Genomic DNA, 25,043 nt, shown 5'->3' on the forward strand with positions numbered 1-25,043 from the left:
AAAATAATTCTTTGCTTATTAAAATGCCAACAAAAAAGCCACTTCGGATGAAATGGCTTGTAACATTTATTTAAAATTTTTAGCTGACGAAAGTAACGATCAGATAAGTTAGTCCTGCCACGAAAGCTGAAATTGGAATGGTTAAAATCCACGCCCAAAGCAAGCTCACGGTAATTCCCCAGCGAACTGCGGAAACCCGTTTTGTAACGCCAACACCGATAATTGAACCGGTAATGGTGTGCGTTGTAGAAACCGGAATACCGAAATGTTCCGAAATGAAAAGCGTAATTGCACCCGCAGTTTCCGCGGCAACACCTTCCAATGGCGTAACTTTGGTAATTCTGGTTCCCATAGTTTTCACGATTTTCCAACCACCGCTCATGGTTCCCAAAGCAATCATTAAAAAGGAGGTAAAAGGCACCCAGAAATAATGTTCTACGAAATAATTAAACTGGTGTGTGCTGTCTAAGTTCAAATATGCCGGATCCTGCAAAGTTTGCGTGTGGTGGTATATTACCGCCGCACCGATGATTCCCATTACCTTTTGCGCGTCATTGGTACCGTGTCCCAAGCTGAAAAGTGCTGAAGATGCCAATTGTAGCTTTTTGAAAACGTTGTCCGCTTTACGTGGACTCGCGTTTTTAGAAACATTTACGATAAATAGTGTAATTAAAATCGATATGACTCCACCAATCATTGGTGCTAAAAATATAAAGAGGAAAATCGGAATTACTTTGTCATATTTCACCACATTCTGGGTAAACAGCTGCTTAAATGCGAGCATCAGGTTATCCCAAAATCCCAAACCAGGATTGGCAAGCGCGACCGCATCATAATCTGAAACCAACGCAAACATAAGCGCTGCGCCGAGAAATCCACCGATCAACGTATGTGAAGACGAAGACGGAATGCCAAACCACCAGGTTAGCAAATTCCAAAAAATTGCCGCAATTAGCCCGGAAAAAATAACTTCAAGATTGATGAAATTTTCATTCACCGACTTCGCAATTGTATTACCTATTTTAAATTCACCGATAACATAAGCGGCCAGGAAAAAAGCAGCAAAGTTCCAAACTGCAGCCCAAAGAACCGCCTGAAACGGCGTTAAAACTTTGGTTGAAACGATGGTCGCGATTGAATTCGCAGCATCGTGAAAACCATTGATGTAATCAAAAATTAAAGCTAAAACAATGATGATTACAAGTAGAATTGGTAAATCCATTCTTTATTATTAAAATTTAGGGAATAGACTAAGCGTATTTAATTAAAATACTGTCAATCGTATTTGCAACATCCTCTGCTTTATCGGTCACTATTTCCAGATATTCAAAAACAGATTTTACTTTAATAATGGTAATCGCATCATTGGTTTCAAACAATTTTACAATTCCCTGGCTTAGGACATCGTCTGCGATGTTTTCAAAGGAGTTAATTTTAATACAAGACTCTTTCACCGCTTTCGGATCTCTGAAATCATTTAGGTTTTTAATTGCGTTCTGAACTTCTAGACACGATTTGTAAATCAAAAGTGTAAATTCTGTATAAGCCGGATCAAGTGGCGCTTTATAAAGGTAAATGTATTTTGCTGATGCATACATATAATCGGCAATATCATCTAAACCGCTTGCCAAATGGCTGATATCTTCACGGTCAAACGGCGTGATGAAATTCTCGCCCAACTGCACGAAAATTTCGTGGGTTAAATCGTCCATACGGTGTTCGTAATCGCTCATGTGCTGCAACATCGTGTCGTCATTGATATCGAAATCCAGCAAACTTTCATGAAATTCTTTTGACATGGCAACAAGTTCTGCCGCTACTTTTTCGAAGAGTACAAAAAACACTTTGTCTTTTGGCTGGAACATTTTAAAAATATTTCCGATTCCCATTTTATTTCGTTTAGAGATTAGTTTTGCAAATTTCGGAAAAAGACTGATACGATGTGCCTTTTTATATTAAGTTTCCTTAACATTGATATTATAATTTAAAACAAAAAAAACCAGCTGCTTGAACAAACTGGTTTTTTAGTAATTATCATGAATGAAAATTATTTCGATTCTTCTGCGCGCAGCTCTTTACCTTTAAATTTCTGCGTTTCTAAACCTTTCAAAACTTCATCTTTATAAGATTTTTCTACTTCAAAGAAGGAGAATTTTTCCAGGATTTCAATATCACCGATATCGGGTCTTTTTTTCGATTTTGTTGTTGCTTTATTAATAATCTCCAACATATCGATTTTTTTCAAATGATCTCTTTTGCCGAGATTAAAGAAAAAACGCACCATATCACCGTTATTTTTTCGCGGCTTTCTTTCCTTGAATTCGCGGTTTCCACCATCACGGTCTCTGCTAAATTCACGACTTCCGCCGTCTCTGTTTGAAGAAAAACGGTTTCCACCATCTCTTTTGTCACCACCACGATCGCGGTCGCGGCCTCTTCCGTCGCGGTCTCCTCTGCCACGGTCACGGCCTCTATCGCTGCCACGCTCATCGCTGTTGAATTTAATCTCAAGCAAATCGTCTTTATCTTTATAATAAAGCGCCATATCTCTTAACTGCAGCTGCAACATCTGGTGTGCCAATTCCTCTTTGGTAAAAGCAGATAAATCTGGGATTAATTCATTATCAAATTCTACCAAATTTTCGTGCTCGGTAAACAGTTTTTCGAAAACGCCGGCAACCTGTGCTTCGATGATCGTTTTTCCGGTCGGAATTTTCTTCTCTACGATTTCAATTTTCGTAGATTGTTTAATCTGCTTTAACTTTCTGGATTCTTCCGGTTTAATCAAAGCAATTGAAATTCCATCTTTTCCGGCACGGCCAGTTCTACCACTTCGGTGAACGAAAACCTCCGGATCATCAGGCAACGAAAAGTGAATTACGTGAGTCAGTGAATTCACATCCAAACCTCGCGCAGCAACATCAGTCGCCACCAAAATATCGATGTTTTTCAGTCGGAATTTTTTCATCACCGTGTCGCGCTGCGCCTGTGACAAATCACCATGAAGCGCATCTGCAGCATAACCGTTCTGCATCAAAAAGTCTGCGACTTCCTGAGTTTCCATTCTGGTTCGGCAAAAGATAATTGAATATTGATTTGGATTTGCATCGATCAATCTTTTCAAAGCTTCTTTTTTGTTTCTGTAACCAACCACGTAAAATTCGTGCTTGATGTTTTTCTTCACCTCATTCAACGATCCTACCACAATACGGTGCGGATCGGTCAAATAGTTTTTAGAAATTCTTTCAACTTCTCTGTTCATCGTTGCCGAGAAAAGGAAAGTTTGTTTTGTGTCAGGTGTTTCGCGTAAGATTGTTTCCAAATCATCTTTGAAACCCATTGATAACATTTCATCAGCTTCATCAAGAATCATCCATCTGATTTCCGAGAAATCAAGTGCTTTTCTGTTAATCAAATCGATAACACGTCCCGGAGTTCCCACCACGATTTGTGGTTTGTCCCGCAACGATCTGATCTGATCAGTGATACTGCTTCCACCATAAACCGCTGTAGTTTTGATGTTTCGCATGTATTTCGAATAATTAGTAATGTCTTTGGTAATTTGCAAACAAAGTTCTCTGGTTGGACAAAGCACCAATAATTGGATTTTGCGACTCCCGTCGTCAATCATATCCAAAATCGGAAGCGTAAAAGCTGCTGTTTTGCCTGTTCCCGTCTGCGCAAGTGCGATAAGATCGCGTATATCTGTAGAGATAAAAGGAATAGTCTGTTTTTGGATTTCTGTTGGGCTTACAAAGCCCAGTTCGCCAATTGCCTTCAAGATTTCAGGACTTAAATTGGTCTCCGTAAATAAATTCATGTAAAAGATCGTCTATAAATTGGGTGCAAAGATACGTTTTTAAAATTGATAATATTAGCGCGCTTTTCTTCAATTTTCAATAATTGAAAAAATTGGGCGTTTTAGCGGCTATTTTTTTTATTAATTTTAAAGATTAAAATTCATCATGAAATCGCTTAAAAGTTCCACCCTCAGTTTTTTAAATTTATTAAAGCTAAATAACAACCGCGACTGGTTTAATGAAAATAAAGAACTTTACCTGAAAGCCAAAGACAACGTGGTTGATTTTGTCGATGAACTCATCACGGAAATTGGTGAATTTGATGAAGACATCTTGAAAATTGACGCGAACAAAGCCTTGTTCCGAATTTATCGCGACACGCGATTTTCACAAAATAAACAACCATACAAAACCAATTTCGGCATCAGTTTAGGAATGGGAAAAGGTAAAAAAGCCGGTTATTATTTACACATCGAGCCGGGAAAATCTTTTCTTGCCGGCGGGGTTTACCAACCAGAATCTGCGGTATTAAAAGAAATTAGAAAAAATATCGAGCTAAATGACCAGATTTTTCAAAATATTCTGGAAGAAGAAACTTTCCGAAATAATTTCCGTGGCTTGAGTGTGGAAAGCAAACTGAAAAGAATCCCTACAGGTTTTGAAAAAGACCATCCGATGGCCGAATTTCTGAAACTGAAAAGTTTCACCGTAAGTCATCCGGTTTCCGATGAAGTTTTGATGAAAACCGGCGCTGTAAAGGATTTTGCTAAAGTTTACAAAGCGATGAAACCTTTAAATGATTTTCTTGGCGAACCTTTTCAATAAAATAAGTTTTTAGAAAAACAAAAAAATCTGCCTAAACAGCACCGAATTTTTATTAAATAAATACCAAATTAAAAGCGGCAAAATTTCCGCTTTTAATTTATTTTAACTCGTTAATTTTTTTCTGAATATCAGGATCACTCGGGCTAATTGCGTAATATTTTGCAATTTTTCCGGTTTGGTCAATGACCATAAAACGCGGCACCCAATTCAAATCGATGTAATTATTGAAATTATTTTTCCAGCCCTCATCAAACCAATAATTTTCTTCGCCAATAATCTCGTACTTTTCTAAACCGCGTTTCCATTGCTCATGCGAACGATCCAGCGAAAAATAAACGAAATCAATTTCGGGATTTTCTTCCTTTAGTACTTTCGTCGATGGCAAAGCCAAAATGCAGTCACGACACCAGCTTGCCCAAAAATCAATGATTAAAATCCGGCCTTCATGCTTTTTTAGGATTTCTGCAATCTGCAATTTTTTGCCGTTTAAGGCGGTAATTTTTTGCGTTAAAGCTTCTTTTGAAAATTCGGTTTTACTTGTGGTCGGAACTTTTTGAGCAAAAAGCGAAACCGAAAAAAGCAAGGTTAAGACTGTTATTTTTAAATTCATTTTATGTTTTTCTAAAAGCTTTTTAGTTTTTAATTATTTTATATTTTTTCAAATAAAACGATGGTAGAATCGCTGCTGATTTTTGCGGAATTATCTTTCGAAACTACCGTCGTTTCTCCGGAATACGCATCGCGTAATTTGGTTCCCGCAGGAAAAATTCCGCCCAAATTCACCATTTTTTCACCTTTTGGCAAATCCAATCCAACTACAACTTTATCGGTGAAATTGTCTTTCGTAAAACTTCTGGAAAACCAATACTGCGCGTTATTTTCTAAATTTTTGTGAACGCCCGCGCCCACCGCCGGATGATCCGCCCGGAATTTCCCTAATTTCTGGTAATGTTCTTCGAGTTTTTGCGTCGCCGCATTATTTTGCAAATCATTCCAGTTCATATTGCTTCTCAAAGTAGCGTCGCCTTCGGCGCCTTCAATTGTTAAATCGCGTGCGCTTTCATCACCATAATAAATTTGGGAAATTCCCGGTGTTAAAATCAGTTTTGTGGCTGCTTCGAAGGTTCTTTTTCGATCTTTATCGAAAGGCGAACCGTCGTCATGCGAAGTAAGGTAATTCATGACTGTTTTTCCGTTCAGATCGCCGTTCAGCAAATTTGAATAATTCGAAAAAAGTTCTTCGTACGGTTTATTGGCGTCGCCTTTAAAATCAAAATTAATTAAAGATTTAAAGCCGTTTTGATAATAATTCACTTTTTTATCACCAAAATTATAATCCTGCTTTTGGGAAATTCCGTAGCCGTAAACTTCGCCAACGGTGAAAAATAAGTTGTTATCCAGCACTTTTTCCGGATTTTTTCTTTTGTAAATATCAAAAGCTTCCTGACAAACTTTCTGGAAATCTTTCCAAACATCTTCGTTGGTGTGTTTCACTGTATCTACGCGATAACCGTCGATTCCGTAGTCTTCCACATAATCCGCCAGCCATTTCATAATATAATATTTTGGGCCACGCGGATAACCGGTGCGCGCAAAAAATTCGTCAAGCGATTTCATTTCTGCCTCATATCTCCCCTCTTTTTTCCATTTTTCCACCAACATTTGCGGCAATTCCACCGGTTGGTCAGATTCGGTTAAAATATCCGGAAGGTTGGCGACCAAAGTACAGGCCGTCGTATTTTGATAATTATTGTAGGTACAGGTTGGCGAAGTTCGAACCCAGGAATTTGGGTAAGCCGCGTCAACTGTTGTTACCGGTCCGGTGTGGTTGATGACGGCATCTAAAACAATTCGAATACCTTTTTTATGCGCTTTTTCCACTAATTCCTGCAAATCTGCTTTTGTACCGAAATTCGGATCAAGCGCGGTCCAGTCTTTTGCCCAATAGCCGTGAAAACCGTACGTTTTTCCCGTTCCCTCATCTGTCGCACCGTGAATTTGCTCCACAAGCGGCGTCATCCAAATGGCGTTTACACCTAAGTCAGTAAAGTAATTTTCATCAATTTTCTGGATAATTCCGCGTAAATCTCCTCCCTCAAAACCGCGTAAAACCGCAGCTTTTTCTGTGCGATTAAAATTCACATCATTGTCCGGATTTCCATTTTTAAAACGGTCGGTCAGCAGAAAATATACATTGGCGCCTTCCCAGACAAACGGTTTTTCGCTGGTATTTTTCAGCGCAGAACATGAACTTAAAAGGCCAATCAGCAGTAAAAATAAATATTTTTTCATTGTATTTTTTTAACGTTTAAATAAGAAAAAGTGGCATTTTAGCAGGTATTTTTCCAATCTTTAAAAATAAAGTAATTGCCCGTAACCACGAAATATTCTGTGGCAAGTCTTCCATTTTAACAAATATTTAACATATTTTACTATATTTGTTTTTTGCTTTTGAAAATCCAGTTAATGCCGCAAACATTTTTTTTCAGTTTAATAACATTTGGTTCTCACCAAAAATTCATCGCAAAAGCGCTGCTCCTAGGCAATTTCACCACTCAAAATAGAATGAAACGATGAGCGTAGTTGCGAGGCAAGGATTTAAATATTCTTTGATTGGATATTTCGGTTTTTTACTCGGAACCATTTCCGCGATTTTCGTTTTTCCGTATGACATGGAATTTTACGGAAAACTACGCTACATTATGCCGACCGCAGAAATGCTTTTACCCGTCGTGGTTTTCGGACTTTCTTTCTCAAATGTTAAATTTTTTCTGCAGGCTAAAAAAGCGGGTAAAAATCTAAATTTGCTCTCACTTTCGCTCGTCGGGATTGTAATTAACTTTCTAATTTTTAGCCTCTTTTTCTTTCTTTTTTTCCAATTTTTCCCTGGTTTTAAAACGCTGGAACTTTGGAAGATGAAACGGCTCATTTTGCCGCTCATTTTAATAATGGCGCTTTCCGCGGTTTTCAATAAATATATCACCAATTTTAAGCGGATTGCTGTTCCGAATATTTTCGAAAATCTTTTTCCCAAAATCGCTAATTTAGGTGCTTTTGTGCTCTTTTTCTTTTTGGGAATGTCCGAAAAAGGTGCGTACGGATTTTTCATCGGAATGTTTATTCTGTCTTTTGTCGGCTATTTTTTTTACGCCAATAAGCTCGAAAAATTTTCACCGGATTTTAGCACAGATTATGTTCGGAAAGACAATTTGTGGAAAGAAATCCTGAATTACAGTTTCTACGGATTTCTCGGAAACATCGGAAATTACATCGCTTTCCGCGTTGATAATTTCATGATCGGCGAATTTTTAAACTTCGAAGAGAACGGCGTTTACAGCATTATTCTCTCCATTTTGTCTTTTATCATGATTCCGCAAATGGGAATTTTCAATATTTCAGCGCCGATTATCAATAAAAATATTTCCGACAATGATTTCGAGGAACTCGACCGTTTTCATAAAAAAACGTCGCTGACTTTGTTCTTTTTAGGTGCGGTTTTATTTGCATGTATTCTCGTTGGCTTCCCGTATTTAAGCAACTTTATCAAAAACGGCGAGCAGCTTCGTCAGGCCGAACCTGTCGTTTGGATTTTAGGTTTCGCGATGGTTTTCGATCTTGCTACCGGCTTCAACGGACATATCATTTCGCTCTCGAAATACTATCGTTTCAACATTGTGGTGATGCTGTTTTTAGCGATTACCACCATTGTTTTAAACTACCTTTTCCTCACAAAAACCGAATTAGGAATCATCGGAATCGCAATGGCAACGGGCATTTCGCTCACCTTGTTCAACCTGATCAAAATTTATTTCAATTTCGTAAAATTCAAGGTTTTTCCGCTAACCATCGAAATGATGTACGTTTTTATTATCTGCACTTTAGCGAGTACCGTAGCGATTATTTTGCCGGACACGAACAGCAATTTCCTGAATTTAATTTACAAACCGGGATTTGTTTTACTCGTGATTTTCGGCGCTAATCACGTGATGAAAATTTTCCCGTTGGAGGAATATCTGAATACAAGGTTTTTCCGAAGCTTATTTAAATTCTAGAATTTAAATTAAAGAATGTAAGACTTTTTCCAGTTCCGCGGCCACTTTTTCGCGGTTGAATTCTCTTTGAAAATCGAAAAAATTTGCCGTTTTAAAGGCTAAAATTTTCTCCAGCGAATCTTCGTTTTTAATGAATTCGTACGCCGAAGAAAAATTCTCGGGGAAAAAAGCTACTTTTCCAAATTTTATCGCATCACCAATATTTCCGCTCATTTTTGTTTCGCCGTAGATTTCATGATTGCTAAAAAATTCCGTTTCACGCTGAATTGGGCACCATAAAACATCCGCTTTTTGCATCCATTCATCAAAAATATGCTGCGGAACTTTTTCGGTAAAATATTGAATTGAAATATTTTTTGATTTGGTTTTCTCAAAGCTTTGCAGCCAAAGCAATTCTTCATCTTGCGCCTTTCCAAGAAAAACAATTTTGAGCTTTCTTTGCGGGTTATTTTTCGAAAATTTGGACAATGCGCTCAGTATTTTTTTATAGTCACGTCTTGCCTGCGAAACCGCGCCCGGAACAACGATGGTAAAAATATTCGTTTCTTTTTTAGCATATTTTTCTGTAAAAAAAACCGGCAAAAAGACCATATTTTTCGATTTTAGATTTTGGTCCAAAACCAGCAATTTTTCTGCATTTTTAAAAACCTGCGGTGCGAAAAGCAAGTCTTCTTTAAATGCTAATTTTAGGCGGTATTTGAAGTCTTTTTTAAAAATATTCTGAATGAGCTGAAACTTCGAAATTCTGGAAAAATTTACATTATGAACAATGATTGCTGTATTAAATTTCGCTGAAATTTCATTAAACAAATTAAAATACCGATGTACCGTTCCGATGATGACCAAATCGTACTTTTTCTCTTTTAAACGTTGTAAAAGCCCACCATTTTTAACGACAAAAATATGCGGATCGTTCTTGCCAATTTGCTTGAAAATTTTTTCGGAAAAGTAAAAATCCACCGAAAACTGCGATGAATTTTTCATTAATTCCAGAAAATTACCTGCAATTTCGGCGTGTGTATCAAGCTCGATATAAGCGATTTTTTTCAAACCTTTTAGAAAATTTTTTTACCGTTGCTGAAAGTTTCCAGAACTTTGGTATCTAAAATTTTAACCTCCGGAACAGTCATTAAATCCTGATCCATAATGATAAAATCCGCTGATTTACCAACTTCCAGACTTCCGATTTCATTCTCCTGAAAAGCTGCTTTTGCCGCCCAGATCGTCATGCCGCGCAGTGCTTGCTCACGTGTCAAAGCGTTTTCAGGTTGAAAACCGTTCGCGGGAAAATGCTGTGAATCTTTACGCGCCACCGCCGAATAAAAAGTTTTCAGTGGATTGATTTCTTCCACAGGAAAATCGGTACCGAGCGGCAGCCAGCCGTTTTGTTTCAATAAATCTTCATACGCGTAAGAAAATTTCAACCTTTCTTTTCCTAATCGGTCTTCCGCCCAATACATATCGGAAGTCGCGTGCGTTGGCTGTACAGACGGAATTACGGAATAATTTCCGAACAACTCGAAATCCTTTTTATCGACAATCTGCGCGTGCTCGATTCTCCATCTTCGGTCATTTTTAACGCCCAAAACTTCACCATAAATCTGCAGAATTACGCGGTTTGCGGAATCTCCAATTGCATGGGTAGCCATTTGCAGATTGCTGTTTTTTAGTTTTTTAGCCAAATCGCGGAAATGTTGTTCATCACTTAAAAGAAATCCTTTCCAACCTTTTTTGTCGGAATAATCGTGGATTAAACAGGCGCCACGCGAACCCAGCGCGCCGTCGGAATACACTTTAAAGCCACCAACTGTGACATTTTTATTCGTGTAACGTCCTTTTTTAACCCATCGGTCATAGTACGCCGGATTATCTTCCAGCAAAGCAAAAACCTTCATCTGCAAGGCGTTTTGCGACTGCGCCTTTTCTAAAAGCTCCAAAGTTTTTTCGGTAATACCGCAATCGTGCACCGAAGTTAAACCATAGGAAAAGCACTCTTTCTGCAACTCAGAAAAATACTGGATCGCCATTTCATCTTCGATTTTCGGAATGTGTTTTTCCACCAAATCCATCGCATTATCAACTAAAATTCCGGTTAATTTGCCGCTTTTTTGCTCAATTTCTCCGCCGGAAATTTTGGTTTTTGTGGTTACTCCGGCAATATCCAAAGCTTTTTGGTTTACTACAGCTGCGTGTCCGTCAATTCTTTTCAGGAAAACCGGACGATCGGGAAATAACTGATCGAGTTTTTCTTTGGTTGGAAATTCTTTCACCGCCCAGTCATTCTGGTCCCAACCGCGACCGTAAATCCATTCTCGTGGTGCAGTTTTAGCATATTCCGTGATTCTGCCAACGATTTCGTCCCAGGATTTTGTGCCCCATAGCTGGCTTTTCCATTTATCAGTCGCAAAACCAGTAAAATGACAGTGCGCATCAATTAAACCCGGGAATACAATTTTTCCTCGTAAATCCTGTGTTTTTGCTGATTTATAATTCTTTAAAATTTCTGCAGATTTACCGACAGCAAGGATTTTTCCGTTTGAAATCGCCATGGCTTCCGCGATATCAAACTTGTCGTTTACAGTATAAATTTTCGCGTTTGTAATGATTAAATCTGCATTTTTTTGTGCTGAAAACAGCAGCGAAAAAAATACCGCGCTAAAAGATATAATTTTTTTCATTTTTATTTTCTTTGAAATATTTGATTCCAACGTAATTTTCTGATGTATTTTATTTCCTCCTCCGAGAGGCTTTTTTTTCCTTTTTGCTTTAAAAAAGAATTTAAAGTGGTGAAAAATTCGGAAAGCGATTTGTTCTTATAAGCTGATTTTCCGGAAGAAATTATGGTCAAAGGCAAATTTAAACCAATATTGTAGAAATATTCGCCCAGTTTTTCAGCTTTTTGGTTTTTATACTGAAATGCCGTTGGTCGCAAATGTTTCACCCACAAATCTTTGATTGTAAAAGTTTCCCAGCCGTTTTTTTTCGCGAGCATCACATCGATATTATCCCAACCTAACACCGGTCGCAAACCGTTCATTTGCTGAAAACATTCTTTCCGATAGGATTTTATCGGTCCGCGGACATGATTTTTTGAAGACAGATTTTCAAATTTCCACTGATGTTTTTCATCTTTAAAATCAAAAGCTAAGGCGAGTTCGAAAACCGCTTTTTTAATTTTAACGATTCCGGAAACCATTCCGGCTTTCGGATTTGTTTCATAAACCTTCTGTATTTTCTGTAAATAATCAGCAGGAAAAATAATATCCGCGTCGAACTTACAGATGATATCGAATGTATTTAAATCTACGCTCTCTAAACCTTTGTTGAAAGTTCGGACTACTTTTGCGCCGGGTTCGTGTTGTGATTTTTCTAAATTTAAAAGCTTAAAATTCTTCTTTTGCTGAATAAATTCCTGCACGATTTCTCGCGTTTTGTCGGTGGAACCGTCGTTCACGACCACGCAGAAAAAATCCCGGAAAATCTGTTTTTCCAGTGATTTCAGGGTGAAAAGAATATTTTTCTCTTCGTTGTGCGTGGGAATTACAATCAGGAATCTCATTTACTTCGCCATTTCGTCGTCCCACTCTCTGATGGTGACTTTGGTGTAATGACCTTCCGCAGCGAAAGGGTCGCGGCTTACAAATTCTTCAGAAGAATTTCTGTCTACGAAAATCGCCATGGCACCTTCACCCGGATTTGTAAAAACACCGATGCCGAGGACTTTTTCGGCATTTACAAACTCATCTTCCACCGCCTGATGCCGCGGAAAAGCTTCCATAAACTGCTCCATTGTGGACTCCGGATTTTCATAAAGAACTACTGCTTTCATAATTTCAGAATTTAAATTTGAAGAATTTATTTACTTTTATAATCAAAAAATTCCGTGTTTTAAGCCCGAAAATTCAATTTTAATGTGCTTCCAGCCAATTATCGCCCACGCCAACTTCCACCAAAAGCGGCACGCTGGTTTGGTAGGCGTTTTCCATTTCGTTTTTAATTAAAGCCGTCACGGTTTCCAGCTCGTCTTCCGGCGCTTCAAAAACAAGCTCATCGTGAACCTGAAGTAACATTCTGGTTTTCAGATTTTGATTCTTCAGCTCTTCGTGGATTTTAATCATCGCTAATTTAATGACATCGGCAGCGCTTCCCTGAATTGGCGCGTTCACCGCATTTCTTTCAGCGTGTGCTTTTACCACAAAATTAGCGGAATTGATGTCTTTTAAATGTCGTTTACGATTCAGAATCGTTTCCACATAACCCATTTCCTGCGCTTTTACAACCTGTCCGCCCATGTATTTTTTTAAGTTCGGATAAGTTTCAAAATATGATTCTATCATTTCCTTGGCTTCCTTGCGTGAAAGTCCGGTTTGTTCCGCCAAAGCAAAAGCGCCCTGACCGTACAGAATTCCGAAATTCACCGTTTTCGCCTGCGAACGCTGGGCTTTTGTAACTTCTTCGAGCGGAACACCAAATAATTTTGATGCAGTTGAAGCATGAATATCTTCACCGTCCTGGAAGGCTTTAATCATATTTTCTTCCTCGGAAATCGCTGCAATTAAGCGCAATTCGATTTGGGAATAATCCGCTGCGATGATTTTATGACCTGGATTGGCGACAAAAGCGCCACGAATTTGCTGTCCGCGCACCGTCCGGATCGGAATGTTCTGGAGATTCGGGTTTACACTTGCCAAACGTCCAGTCGCTGCAGTCGTCTGCGAAAAATTGGTGTGTACCCGGTTATCATCTTTGTCAATTTGCAAAGGCAAAGCATCGACATAAGTGGATTTTAATTTCTGGTAAGTTCGGTGTTCTAAAATATGTGGAATTATTTCGTGCTTCACGGCAAGTTTTTGCAAAATATCTTCCGAGGTCGCATACTGTCCGGATTTTGTTTTTTTAGCTTTCGGGTCAAGCTGCATTTTTTCGAATAAAACTTCGCCCAACTGTTTCGGTGAGTTCATGTTAAATTCTTCACCCGACATTTCAAAAATCGTTTTTTCGAGGATTCGCAAATCGTTTTCAAGGTCTTTACTTTCCTGCTCCAGCCAATCTTTATCGAGTGAAATTCCCGCAAGTTCCATATCCGCCAGGACTTTCATCAAAGGCATTTCCACTTTAAAAAATAAATCTTCAAGATTTTCTTTTTTAAGCTGTGGTGCGAAAAGTTGGTAAAGCTGAAAGGTCAGATCAGCATCTTCAGCAGCGTACTGTGTTTGTTCTTCAATTGAAAGCGAATCGAAACTTCCCTGATTTTTACCTTTTTTTCCGATTAAAGACTCCAACGAAATCGGTTTGTAATTCAGGAACATTTCGGCCAGATAATCCATGGTGTGGCGCCCGTCCGGATTCAGCAGGTAATGCGCAATCATCGTATCGAAAATAGCGCCTTTCACCGAAACTCCGTACAGTTCCAGAATTTTATAATCTTCTTTCAGATGGTGCGCGATTTTTACAATGTCTTCTTTTTCGAAGAAAGGCCGGAAAATTTCCAAAGTTTCCAACGCTTCGTCGCGGTTTTTCGAAAGCGGAACGTAATAAGCAAGACCTTTTCGGTAGGAAAAACTTATGCCGATGATTTCTGCTTCCATTTCGTTCAGCGAGGAAATTTCAACATCGAAAGCAACTGCTTTTTGTGCCAGCAAATTTTTTGCGAGCAAATACTGCCCTTTTTCCAAATTAATATATTGGTATAAATGGTCGTTGTCCGCAACCGTATCTTTGGTGGTCATCGCCTGGTTCAGTTCTTCGAAATTCGCGAATAAATCCAGCTGCATGGACTGTTCTCCACTTTTTTGCGTTTTTGCCTGAACTGGAGTGAAACTTTGCGTTTCAAATTCGGTTTTTGGAGCAAAAGCGCGGTAAAGATTTTCGTATAAACGCCGAAATTCTATTTCGTCGAAAACCTCTTTAACCTTTTCAAAATCAGGTTCTTCCAGATCGTACTGCTCTTCATGAAAATCAATGGGCGCGTCGCAAATAATGGTAGCTAATTTTTTGGAAAGAATACCGCGTTCCGCAGAATTTTCAACTTTTTCTCTAATTTTACCCTTTAAATCTGCCGTATTTGCGAGAAGATTTTCGATGCTGCCGTATTCTTTCAGGAATTTTTTAGCCGTTTTCTCACCAACACCTTCCAAACCGGGAATATTATCAACGGCGTCGCCCATCATCGCGAGAAAATCGATGACCTGTTTCGGATCTTCGATTTCGTATTTCGCTTTTACTTCTTCAACGCCCAGAATTTCAAATTCCGCGCCTTTTAAACCCGGTTTATAGATTTTAATATTTTCGGTAACGCATTGTGCAAAATCTTTATCCGGCGTTACCATAAAGATCTGATAACCTTCTTTTTCAGCTTTGCAGGCTATGGTTCCGATGACGTCATCTGCTTCATAACCTTCCAGACCAAGAATCGGCACATGCATGGCTTCGAGAATGCGGTGAATATATGGAATCGCGGTTTTTATGGCTTCCGGCGTTTCGTTTCGGTTGGCTTTATATTCGGCAAAATCATTGGTGCGGACACTTGCCTGACCAACATCAAAAACCACGGCTAAATGCGAAGGTCTTTCGCGCCGGATAAGTTCAATTAAAGAATTGGTAAAACCAAAAATTGCGGAAGTATCCTGACCTTTGCTTGTTATACGCGGACTGCGTATCAGCGCGTAATAGCCGCGAAAAATCATGGCGTAAGCATCAATGAGGAAAAGCCTTTTATCGTTATTTTCTGACATAAAAGCAAAGATAGGAAAAAGATAGAATGGTCTAACCTTGCGGAGAAAATTTAAGCTAAAGTGAAAAAATTTGCAGTTATAGCAGGTATTTTTTTAAACCGATTTCTGGCGGTGAATGACTTTAAAACAAAGTGTGCTGAAAAAACCGCCCAGCAGGAAACCAACCGCGGCGCCCATTAAAATATCCATCGGGAAATGTACGCCCAAATAAATTCTGCTGAAAGAAACCATGGCTGCCCAAAAGAATAAAATATAGGGCAAAACGGGCATTTTTTTCGAAAGTAGAAAACTCATCACAGTAGCGATGAAAAAAGTGTTTGACGCGTGGCTTGAATAAAAACCGAATTTTCCGCCACATTTTACAGCGCGCATTAAACCTGTAAATGACGGATCGTGACACGGCCGCAAACGCCCAATCCCGGATTTGAAAACTCCCGCCAGCTGATCGGAAACCGTAACGCCAAGTGCGACGAAAATTAAAATAAATATGAGATTTCGGACGGAAAAATTTTTAATTAAAAGGTAGAAAAATATGACGTAAAGCGGAACCCAAATCCAGGTGGCAGACATCATAATCCAAAACTGGTCGAAAGAAGCGGAACCCAAATTATTGAGTTCCAGGAACAGATTTCTATCTTGCTGAATAAGCTCGTACATTTTAGCGGCTTACCGGTCCGTCGTGGGAATCGTCGTCAGCAAGATTAACTTTCGGTTCTGCGGGAACTGCATAATCTTTCGGTAAATCGGCCATTGGATTGTAATCCTGAGCGGCTTTTTTAACTTTATCGATCTCGCGCTTAATTTCGGCTACAGGATTATCGGTTTCCTTTAAAATTTCAGTTTTCACGTCTTCCACGGCGCCGCGCATTTTCCGAACTCCCTGACCAAGATCGCGCGCGATTTGCGGCAATTTATCGGGACCAAATAATACAACGATCGCCAGCGCAATCATAAGCATTTCACCTAAGCTTAATTCCATGGCGTAAAATTACAAAAGATTATGAGATCTGATTTCATTTTTAAATTTTATTGCAAAAATTAAGGCTTTTAATTTTAAATAATTTACGGGAAAACCAAGCTTTCAGTTTTTAAAAAATGAAATTTATTTGCCGCTGTTTAAAGCTTTTTTCTGCTTTCAAATAAATAATAAACCATCACAGCGCTTATGGACATTAATATAAATCCGAGGAAAAACGGAGCGCCGGCGAATTTAAATGGCGCATCGTCGTGCGTGAAATAATAGAAAATATTCGTCATCAAAGGCGGACCGATAATAGCGGTAAAACTGATTAAACTTGCCAAAGCACCCTGCAATTCGCCCTGTTCGTTTTTCGGTACCTGTGCTGAAATAACGGACTGTAGCGCCGGGCCTGCAATTCCACCCAAACCATACGGAACTAAAAATGCAAACATCATCCAACTTTCACTGGCAAAAGCAAAAAGTATCATTCCCACCGCGTAAAGCGACAAGCCGTAAATTATCGTTCGCTCATTGCCCAGTTTCGGCTGAATGAAACGAATTAAATAACCCTGAACCAGCGCCGCCATTACACCAACTGCTCCGAGAGAAAGCCCCACTATTTTCTCCGTCCAGCCGAATTTATACATGGTGAAGAAAGTCCAGTTGGTTTGCACGGCGTGTCCGGCGATATAAACAAAAACCAAGGTTAGAATTAAGCCGAGAATTTCCGGATGTTTCCGCAGCTGCAGAAGCGAACCAACGGGGTTTGCACGTCGCCAGTTGAACTCGCGCCGGTCTTTTTTTTCTAAACTTTCGGGCAAAATAAACCAGCCGTAGAGGAAATTTACTAAACATAAAATGGAAGCTGCATAAAACGGCACACGAGCGCCATATTGGCCAAGAATACCGCCTATCACCGGCCCAACAATAAAGCCAATACCGAAAGCTGCACCAATTAACCCGAAATTTTTTGCGCGGTCTTTTTCGGTGGAAACATCAGCAATATAAGCACTCGCTGTTGTAATACTGGCGCCGGTGACACCCGAAAAAATACGGCCTACAAACAGCCAAAAAATCGTAGGTGCCAAAGCCTGAATTAAAAAATTTATTGAAAATCCGAGCAGCGAAAATAAAATAATCGGTCGTCGGCCGAATTTATCGCTGAGTCCGCCTAAAATTGAAGCAAAAATAAACTGCGTCCCCGCATAAGCAAAACTTAACCAACCTCCATATTGCGACGCAACGCTGAGATCGGAATTATGAATGAGCTCCTGGATGAGTTTCGGAACGACCGGAATGACAATTCCCCACCCTGTGATATCGATAATCAGGGTGATAAATATAAAACCGACAGCGGCAGATTTCTGTTTTTTTTGCATTGCGGAAGTAAATATCGCTTTTTTTTGAAAAAATAGGCTGCTATTTAAGCAAAAAAAGTCCTTCGGATGAAGGACTTCAGATATAATAAATTTAAGATTACTCGCCAGTTTCTACCACTACAGGCTTTTCAGCGATAAGACTTTTCTTGGTTCCTTCCACACCCTTTTTCTTAAGCAGATCATAAGATACAGCAGAAGCAATAAACCAGGTGGAATAGGTACCAAAGCCGACTCCGATCAGAAGCGCAAACATAAAGCCTCTTAAATTTTCTCCACCAAAGACAAAAATAGCGAGAATAACGAGGAAGGTCATAAAGGCGGTGTTAAAGGTTCTACCTAATGTACTCGAGATGGAATCATTAAACAAACCTTCAAGAGTAACCGCTTTTTTCTCACCTAAATATTCCCGGATTCTGTCGAAGATAATTACAGTATCATTGATGGAATAACCTAGTACGGTTAAGATCGCTGCAATAAAATCCTGATTGATCTCCATATTGAATGGCATCACGTTTTTCAAAAGTGAGTAAACTCCTAAAATTATGATGGCATCATGAAGTAAAGATGCAATAGCTCCTGTAGAAAACTGCCATCTTTTGAATCGCAAAAGAATGTAAAGGAAAATACCGGCAAGTGCGACCAGCAAAGCAATTACTCCGCCTGATTTAATATCATCTGCCACCGTCGGTCCTACTTTCACTGAGTTGATAATTCCATAATTACTACCCGAATCTTTGAATTCGCTAAGCTTTGCATTGGTCGGGAGATAAGGTTTGAGACCAGCGAAGAGTTTACGTTCTACATCCTGATCAGCTTCGAGGCTCTCCTCATCAATCCTGTAATCGGTTGTAATTTTCAGCTGGCTGCTGTTTCCGTATGTTTTAACGTCGACTGCATTTCTCTGCCCTTCTGCGTCTACAAATTGTTTTTCTAAATTTACAGCGGCCTCATCAGCCACCACCGGATCCACAAATCGTACTACATAACTTCTTCCGCCCTGAAAATCTACTCCAAATTTAAACCCTTGCGTGAAAATAGAAACTAAACAGACTATCGTTAGAATTCCGGAGAAAATATAAGCGTATTTTCTTTTTCCAATGAAATCGAACCATGAGTTTCTAAAAATATTCTTACTGAATTTAGTCCAAACTGAAAGTGTTTTTCCTTTTTCCAATCTGCTGAAAATAAGAACTCGTGTAAGAAGTACACACGTAAACATCGAAAGGATAATACCGATTCCTAATGTAACCGCAAATCCCTGAATAGGTCCGGTTCCGAAAATATAGAGAACCACCGCAGTAAGCAGTGAGGTAATATTACCGTCGATAATCGCAGAAAGCGAGGATTTGAAACCTTCATTATAAGCTTCACGAATATTTTTTCCGGCAAAGAGTTCCTCCTTGGTTCTTTCATATACAATTACGTTCGCATCTATGGACATCGCCATGGAAAGCACGATACCTGCGATACCAGGAAGTGTGAGCGTGGCATCTACTGAATCCATAATTCCCATCAGGTAGAACAGGTTAAAGGAAATGGCAATAATCGCGTAAACACCGGCTCCACCGTAGTAGAACAACATATATAAAATAATAATAAGGAAAGCGATGATGAATGAATACATTCCCGCACTTACGGATTCTGCTCCAAGTGATGGCCCGACCACCTCTGCCTGAACCACTTTCGCGCTCGCAGGAAGTTTCCCGGCATCTAAAACATTCACCAAATCCTGAGCTTCTTCCTGAGAAAAGTTTCCGGAAATTTGGGTTCTTCCGTTCGGAATTTCGTTCACTACATTCGGTGCGGTGTACACCACATTATCCAGCGTAACCGCAACAGATTTGTTTACGTTTTTCGCGGTCATTGCTTTCCAGTCTTTAGATCCTTTGGAGTCCATCTGCATATCCACAACTACTCTACCCATTTCGTCGTAGTTTACACGCGCAGATTCTACAGCACCGTCAACCGGAGCTTTCTGATTGATATTACCACGAATCGCGTACAGCGTTAAATTATTGGGATCGTTAGATTCCGGTTTATAGCCCCACATAAACTGGGTATACTTAATGTTTGCCGGACGAAGTTCTTTCGCAACTGTAGAATTTAAAATTTTGTTTACAGCCGCAGTATCAGATAATTTTACGTTACCAACTCCGCTGGAACGCAAAGAATTCAGCTGAAGCATACTCATCAAATCCGTATTTTTCGCCACGCCAATAGAATCTGCTTTTAGCGGAACTACAGTTGATAATTGCTGTAAATACGGAATAGTTTCCTGAATAGTCTGTACTTCCCAGAACTGAAGTTTCGCTGAGGTTGCCAGCATTTTCTTTACACGGTCTATATCTGTACTTCCCGGCATTTCCACGGAAATTCTTCCGGTTCCCGGCACACGCTGCACATTTGGCTGTGTAACACCCATTTTGTCGATACGCGTACGGATAACTTCGTAAGCAGCACTTTCAGAGGCGCTGATTTTATTTCGTACGACATTTTTCACCTCTTCGTCGGTAGAGTTGTATTTAATTTCGGTAAGATTGGTGTTCCCGAAAATTTCCGGGTCTGCCAGTTTCAGGTTGGTACCTTTTTCTTTATTTACCGCATCAAACTCAATAAAGAAATTATCGATATAATTTTTGGTTGAATTTTTCTGCGCTTTTTCCGTTCTGTCAAGGGCTTCCAGAAGAATTGGATTGGTAGAGTATTGTGTTAAATCATTAACCAAATCTCTTTGGTTAATTTCCAACAGCACGTTAATACCACCTTTCAAATCCAGACCCAGCTTCATTTCTCTTTCTTTCGCCCGCGAATAATACAATTTTGTAAAACCCAGGTTCAGCGTGTCTTTAGAAAGACGAGCCATTTCTTTCTGATATTTTACAGGGTCACCGCCAGCCAGTGCAGTTGCCTGCCTTTCGATTTTACCAGCATACCATGTTGGTAACAATTCATTTAGACAAATAAGTCCCAGAATAATCGCAACCAGCGTAATAAGTCCTTTTCCTTGCATTGTTAATAGTTTACAACATTAAAATTATAGTCGGCAAATATAATGATTTTCAATATAATTAAGAATGTTTTAACAATTTCCTTTCGAAATTAAAATATAAACTTGTACCTGTTAATTTTAAAGTATAAAACCAGAAAAATTTGCCGGTGTTTGGGCAAATTTTTCCGATCTGGAAGTAGAACTATTTTCAGATTTAAATTCCATCAGCTAAAAATTTCCTGCTATAATGGTATTTATTTTAAATTTTTAAAACACCTAAATCTGAAAATTTTACCGTTTTAACGCCCAATTTTTTCGCGTTTAAGTTTAATAATAAAACCTCCGAAAGCTGAAAAACAGAAAGTTGCATAAAAATTGATGCCTCTTTTGCAAACAAAAACCCGGTATTATGAAAGATAAAGACATCAGTTACGGCGCTTTACACGGCAAAACGGTGGTTATTACAGGCGGCACCAGCGGCATCGGTCGCGCAGCTGCAGAAGCTTTCGCTCTGGAAGGTTGCAACGTCGTCATCGGCGCGCGCGGAAAGCAGGGATTAGATGAAACAGTTTCGCTCTGCCACGATTTGGGCGTTGTCGCTCTCGGTGTTCAAACTGATGTTTCAGACGCGTCGCAGGTTCAGAATTTAGCTGAAAAAGCTTTGCAGTTCAATGGCAGAATTGATGTTTGGGTGAATAATGCCGGAGTAATGGCAAGCGGAAAATTCGAAGAAATCCCGATTGAAACCACCGATCAGGTCATTAAAACCAATCTTCTGGGTTTTGTTCACGGCGCACACGCCGTCATTCCGATTTTTAAAAAGCAGGGCGAAGGTGTTTTAATTAATAATGTTTCCATCGGCGGTTGGATGCCGGCTCCCTATTCTACCGCATATTCCACCACAAAATTCGGTATCCGCGGAATGGTGGAAGGTCTGCAGGGCGAACTTTCCAATGAACCAAATATCCACATCGTCGGTTTATATGCCGGAATCCAGCGTTCTACCGGAAATATGCACTCCGCAAAATACAGCGGCCTCAATTTTAAAATTCCACCTTTTTCCGTAGATCCTCGACAGCTGGCAGCGCAAATGGTGGAAGCAGCAAAAAATCCGCAAAAAAGCATTATCACCGACGGTTATGCGAAAATGGCGAAAATTATGTATAGCTTTTTTCCGGAAACCATCATCAATACAGCATCGGCGCTTTTGCGTCTCAATATGAAACCCGACGCAAATACCAATACCGATGGAAATGTGCGGCGACCCTCGAAAGATCCGCACCGGATTTACGGTGAAATGGCGGTAAAATTACCATCGAAAAAAACGCAGACTTTAATGATGACCGTTGTAGGTGTCGCACTCGGATTTTTACTTGTAAATGCAGCAACCAAAAATAAAGTTCAACAAGAAGAATAATAAAAATTTGGCCCTTTAACAGCGAATTTTTTTTAATTAAATTTCTCTCATTCTAATATGAAAAAATATGCCGCTTTAGGGGCATATTTTTTTTGATTTGCTGATGATAAATTTAAAAATTTATTTCACTTTTTCCAGACATCTTTTAGCGAATCGACGTCATTATCCCGAAAAGCTTTTACCATAGAAAGTCCTTCGATAAAATGATTGGCGTAGATCGAAACGTTATTAAACATTTCCGAGCGCTCAATTTCGGCAGTTGTCTGGTTTTATTTATCTCAGTTAGTTTTAATAAAATTTCGTCGGTGTTCATCAATAATTTATTTTGAAAAAAACACCCATTTAGCCGCCAATTTATTTTGTACGCCAGCGCGTCTCGCGCCATTTTTTCTGATCTTCTTTGGTAAGAAAAGTCCAGGCGATAATGCGGCTGGATTTATTGCCGGTGCCGAGCGGAATGGTTTTCAGTCCAGTGACTTCAAAGTCATTTAAAGTTTTATAAATTCCCTTCAAATTCGATTGTTTCGAAACCAAAGTCGAAAACCAATAGCAGTTTTCCGAAAATTCCTTACTCTCGGCCATCATTTTGTGGATGAAAGCCGCTTCGCCACCGTCGTAAATCAGCTCGCTCTGAAGTCCGGAAAAATTTAGCTCTGCTTTTTTTACCTGCTTTTTGACCAAATTTTGCACTTTTCGGCGCGAGCCTTTTTCAGCATCTTCATTCGACGCGTGAAATGGCGGATTGCAGAAAGTCAAATCGATTTTTTCTTCATTTTCGATAATGCCTTTAAAAATCTGATGCGAATCTTTCTGAAACCGAAGAGTGATTTTATCTTTCAGCTTTGGATTTTCGTCCACAATTTTCTGGGCTGAATCGAGGGATTTTTCGTCAATATCTGAACCGATAAAATTCCATCCATATTCGGCAACACCGATGATCGGGTAAACTGCGCTGGCACCAACACCGATATCAAGACAGGTGATTTTTTCACCTTCCGGCATCGTTCCGAAATTGCTTTGCGAAAGCAAATCTGCCATAAAATGGATATAATCTGCGCGGCCAGGAATTGGTGGTGTGAGGTTTTCATCCGGAAAATCCCACTTTTCAATGCCGTAATAATGATGAAGCAGCGCTTTATTTAAAAGTTTCACCGCGGCGGGATTTGCGAAATCCAATGAATTTTCGCCGTATTTATTGGGCTTTATATGCTTTTCCAAGTCGGGCTGAACTTTAAGCAAAGCTTCCAGATCATATTTTTCGCGGTTTTTATTTCGCGGGTGAAGGCGTGCTTTTTCAGTTATATTTTTTTCTGATGACATTTTTTGGGCGTTATTTGGGCAAATTTTTAGTAAATATAAAGGAAAACGAGGCGTTTAAAAATAATCAAATTAAAAAAGCGACTTTTCAGCCGCTTTTATTTTAAATCGTCATTGAAAATATTCGGGTTTCGGGTTTATTCCGAAGCATGCGAAGATCAAAAGTCATCGCGACATTTCTGGTGAAAGCGCGGCCTCTTTCGGTAATTTTAATGGAATTTTCAGAAATTTCCACCAAACCGTCGGCTTCCATTTCTTCTAAGGCTTTCAAGGAATTTTCAATTTCGGGGAAGCTGTTCTGCAAATCCCAGGAAGTTTCCAGACGGCACATCAAGTTCAAAATATGTTTTCTGATAATTAAATCTTCTTCATTTAAAACATGACCTTTCACCACAGGAATAATGCCTTCTTCCACGAGTTTCTGGTATTCTTCAACGGTTTTATTGCTTTGCGCAAAGGCGTACCAGGAATCGGAAATCGCGGACATCCCCAGACCAACCATCAGTTTGGTTTTGCTGGAAGTGTAACCCATGAAATTCCGGTGAATTTCGCCTGAAATCATGGATTGGTAAAGGTCATCGTGCGGCAAAGCGAAATGGTCCATTCCCACTTCAATGTAGCCCAATTCTTCGAGCAATTTTTTACCGTTGGTATATAGTTTACGTTTTTCTTCGCCGCTTGGCAAATCATTTTCATCGAAACCTCTTTGCCCAACGCCTTTAATCCACGGCACGTGCGCGTAAGAATAAAACGCCAAACGGTCTGGCTTCAGCTCTAAAGTTTTGCGGATGGTGAATTCCATTTTTTCCCAGGTGTGGAAAGGCAAACCGAAAACCAAATCATGAGAAATGCTTCTGTAGCCAATTTCTCGGGCCATTTCGGTCACATTTTTTACATTTTCAAAAGGCTGGATTCTGTTGATGGCTTTCTGAACTGTCGGGTCATAATCCTGCACGCCAAAACTTGCGCGGCGGAAACCGAGATCATATAAAGTCTGTAAATGTTCCCGCGTTGTATTATTCGGGTGACCTTCAAAAGAAAATTCCGGATGCTCAGCGATTTCTGCTTTTGCAAAAATACCTTCAAGCAAAATTCTCAGGTTTGCGGGAGAGAAAAATGTCGGTGTGCCGCCGCCGAGGTGAAGTTCTTTAATTTTCGGTGTTCTGCCGAATACTTTTAAATATAAATCCCATTCCTTTAAAACCGATTCCAGATACGGCGTTTCTACGGAATGCTGTTTCGTGATTCGCTTGTGGCAAGCACAAAAAGTGCATAACTGCTCGCAAAACGGCAGGTGAATATAGAGCGAAATACCTTCGGTATCGTTGGTTTCATTAAAGGTTTTAATTACAGATTTTTGCCACAAATCGCCGGTAAAACTCGCGTCGTCCCAAAAAGGAACGGTTGGATAAGAGGTGTAGCGCGGGCCGGGAATATTATATTTGTCGATTAAAGAATTCATCGGAAGTAGATTTTATTTCGGAATTTCGTTTTGAAATTTCACTGTGCAAAAGTACAAAATAAGTTAACGATGCTGAAAGGAAACACCGAAAGTTCTACCGCGCGATA

Annotated in this window: 19 protein-coding genes; 3 read left to right on the forward strand and 16 right to left on the reverse strand. The window is 39.6% G+C overall.

Annotated elements, in window-relative coordinates:
* Positions 1-79: 79 nt before the first annotated feature.
* The 3 genes from BMZ55_RS04065 to BMZ55_RS04075 all read right to left on the reverse strand — a co-directional run bounded on the left by BMZ55_RS04065 (position 80) and on the right by BMZ55_RS04075 (position 3,820).
* The gene (locus tag BMZ55_RS04065) at positions 80-1,222 is read right to left on the reverse strand and encodes an inorganic phosphate transporter (protein ID WP_089818860.1); all 1,143 of its coding nucleotides are present in this window, start codon (positions 1,220-1,222) and stop codon (positions 80-82) included.
* Between the two features lie 28 nt (positions 1,223-1,250).
* The gene (locus tag BMZ55_RS04070) at positions 1,251-1,889 is read right to left on the reverse strand and encodes a DUF47 domain-containing protein (RefSeq protein WP_039343926.1); all 639 of its coding nucleotides are present in this window, start codon (positions 1,887-1,889) and stop codon (positions 1,251-1,253) included.
* 158 nt (positions 1,890-2,047) lie between these two features.
* Complete coding sequence (locus tag BMZ55_RS04075) at positions 2,048-3,820, reverse strand: DEAD/DEAH box helicase (protein ID WP_089818862.1); 1,773 nt, start codon at positions 3,818-3,820, stop codon at positions 2,048-2,050.
* Positions 3,821-3,965: 145 nt separating this feature from the next.
* Between BMZ55_RS04075 and BMZ55_RS04080 the strand changes: the two genes are divergently transcribed.
* Positions 3,966-4,625, forward strand: a complete 660-nt coding sequence (locus tag BMZ55_RS04080) for a DUF2461 domain-containing protein (protein ID WP_089818864.1) — start codon at positions 3,966-3,968, stop codon at positions 4,623-4,625.
* A gap of 97 nt (positions 4,626-4,722) precedes the next feature.
* Here BMZ55_RS04080 and BMZ55_RS04085 read toward each other — a convergent pair whose 3' ends face one another.
* Both BMZ55_RS04085 and BMZ55_RS04090 read right to left on the reverse strand, forming a co-directional pair.
* Positions 4,723-5,235 carry a TlpA family protein disulfide reductase gene (locus BMZ55_RS04085; protein ID WP_089818866.1) on the reverse strand — a complete coding sequence of 171 codons (513 nt, stop codon included), beginning with the start codon at positions 5,233-5,235 and terminating at the stop codon, positions 4,723-4,725.
* A 38-nt stretch (positions 5,236-5,273) separates the two neighbouring features.
* Entirely contained in the window at positions 5,274-6,917 is a 1,644-nt protein-coding gene (locus BMZ55_RS04090) for an alpha-amylase family glycosyl hydrolase (protein ID WP_089818868.1), read from the reverse strand.
* A gap of 281 nt (positions 6,918-7,198) precedes the next feature.
* Between BMZ55_RS04090 and BMZ55_RS04095 the strand changes: the two genes are divergently transcribed.
* The gene (locus BMZ55_RS04095) at positions 7,199-8,677 is read left to right on the forward strand and encodes a lipopolysaccharide biosynthesis protein (protein ID WP_089818870.1); all 1,479 of its coding nucleotides are present in this window, start codon (positions 7,199-7,201) and stop codon (positions 8,675-8,677) included.
* 3 nt (positions 8,678-8,680) lie between these two features.
* On the opposite strand, the gene BMZ55_RS04100 is transcribed toward BMZ55_RS04095, so the two are convergent.
* The 9 genes from BMZ55_RS04100 to secD all read right to left on the reverse strand — a co-directional run bounded on the left by BMZ55_RS04100 (position 8,681) and on the right by secD (position 20,761).
* Positions 8,681-9,727: a hypothetical protein gene (locus BMZ55_RS04100; RefSeq protein ID WP_089818871.1), complete on the reverse strand. Its 1,047-nt coding sequence runs from the start codon at positions 9,725-9,727 to the stop codon at positions 8,681-8,683.
* Positions 9,728-9,732: 5 nt separating this feature from the next.
* The gene (locus BMZ55_RS04105) at positions 9,733-11,355 is read right to left on the reverse strand and encodes an amidohydrolase (RefSeq protein WP_089818873.1); all 1,623 of its coding nucleotides are present in this window, start codon (positions 11,353-11,355) and stop codon (positions 9,733-9,735) included.
* Between the two features lie 2 nt (positions 11,356-11,357).
* Positions 11,358-12,236: a glycosyltransferase family 2 protein gene (locus BMZ55_RS04110; RefSeq protein ID WP_089818875.1), complete on the reverse strand. Its 879-nt coding sequence runs from the start codon at positions 12,234-12,236 to the stop codon at positions 11,358-11,360.
* Entirely contained in the window at positions 12,237-12,506 is a 270-nt protein-coding gene (locus BMZ55_RS04115; RefSeq protein WP_089818877.1) for a YciI family protein, read from the reverse strand.
* Positions 12,507-12,585: 79 nt separating this feature from the next.
* Entirely contained in the window at positions 12,586-15,411 is a 2,826-nt protein-coding gene (gene polA / locus BMZ55_RS04120; protein WP_089818879.1) for a DNA polymerase I, read from the reverse strand.
* 93 nt (positions 15,412-15,504) lie between these two features.
* A complete protein-coding gene (locus BMZ55_RS04125; protein ID WP_089818881.1) occupies positions 15,505-16,068 on the reverse strand; it encodes a phosphatase PAP2 family protein in 564 nt (187 codons plus the stop codon).
* A gap of 1 nt (position 16,069) precedes the next feature.
* On the reverse strand, positions 16,070-16,390 hold the full coding sequence (locus BMZ55_RS04130) for a Sec-independent protein translocase subunit TatA/TatB (protein ID WP_089818883.1): 321 nt from the start codon (positions 16,388-16,390) through the stop codon (positions 16,070-16,072).
* A 137-nt stretch (positions 16,391-16,527) separates the two neighbouring features.
* On the reverse strand, positions 16,528-17,751 hold the full coding sequence (locus BMZ55_RS04135; protein WP_089818886.1) for a TCR/Tet family MFS transporter: 1,224 nt from the start codon (positions 17,749-17,751) through the stop codon (positions 16,528-16,530).
* Between the two features lie 97 nt (positions 17,752-17,848).
* Positions 17,849-20,761: a protein translocase subunit SecD gene (gene secD / locus BMZ55_RS04140; protein ID WP_089818888.1), complete on the reverse strand. Its 2,913-nt coding sequence runs from the start codon at positions 20,759-20,761 to the stop codon at positions 17,849-17,851.
* A gap of 388 nt (positions 20,762-21,149) precedes the next feature.
* Between secD and BMZ55_RS04145 the strand changes: the two genes are divergently transcribed.
* Positions 21,150-22,157: an SDR family oxidoreductase gene (locus BMZ55_RS04145; protein ID WP_089818890.1), complete on the forward strand. Its 1,008-nt coding sequence runs from the start codon at positions 21,150-21,152 to the stop codon at positions 22,155-22,157.
* 354 nt (positions 22,158-22,511) lie between these two features.
* Here the strand turns inward: BMZ55_RS04145 and rlmF are convergent, their stop codons facing one another.
* Positions 22,512-23,477, reverse strand: coding sequence for a 23S rRNA (adenine(1618)-N(6))-methyltransferase RlmF (gene rlmF, locus BMZ55_RS04150; RefSeq protein WP_089818893.1), 966 nt, complete (start codon positions 23,475-23,477; stop codon positions 22,512-22,514).
* A gap of 100 nt (positions 23,478-23,577) precedes the next feature.
* Complete coding sequence (gene hemN / locus BMZ55_RS04155; RefSeq protein WP_089818895.1) at positions 23,578-24,936, reverse strand: oxygen-independent coproporphyrinogen III oxidase; 1,359 nt, start codon at positions 24,934-24,936, stop codon at positions 23,578-23,580.
* Positions 24,937-25,043 lie beyond the last annotated feature (107 nt).

Source organism: Kaistella treverensis, assembly GCF_900114045.1.
In the GTDB taxonomy this organism is placed as follows: Bacteria; Bacteroidota; Bacteroidia; order Flavobacteriales; family Weeksellaceae; genus Kaistella; species Kaistella treverensis.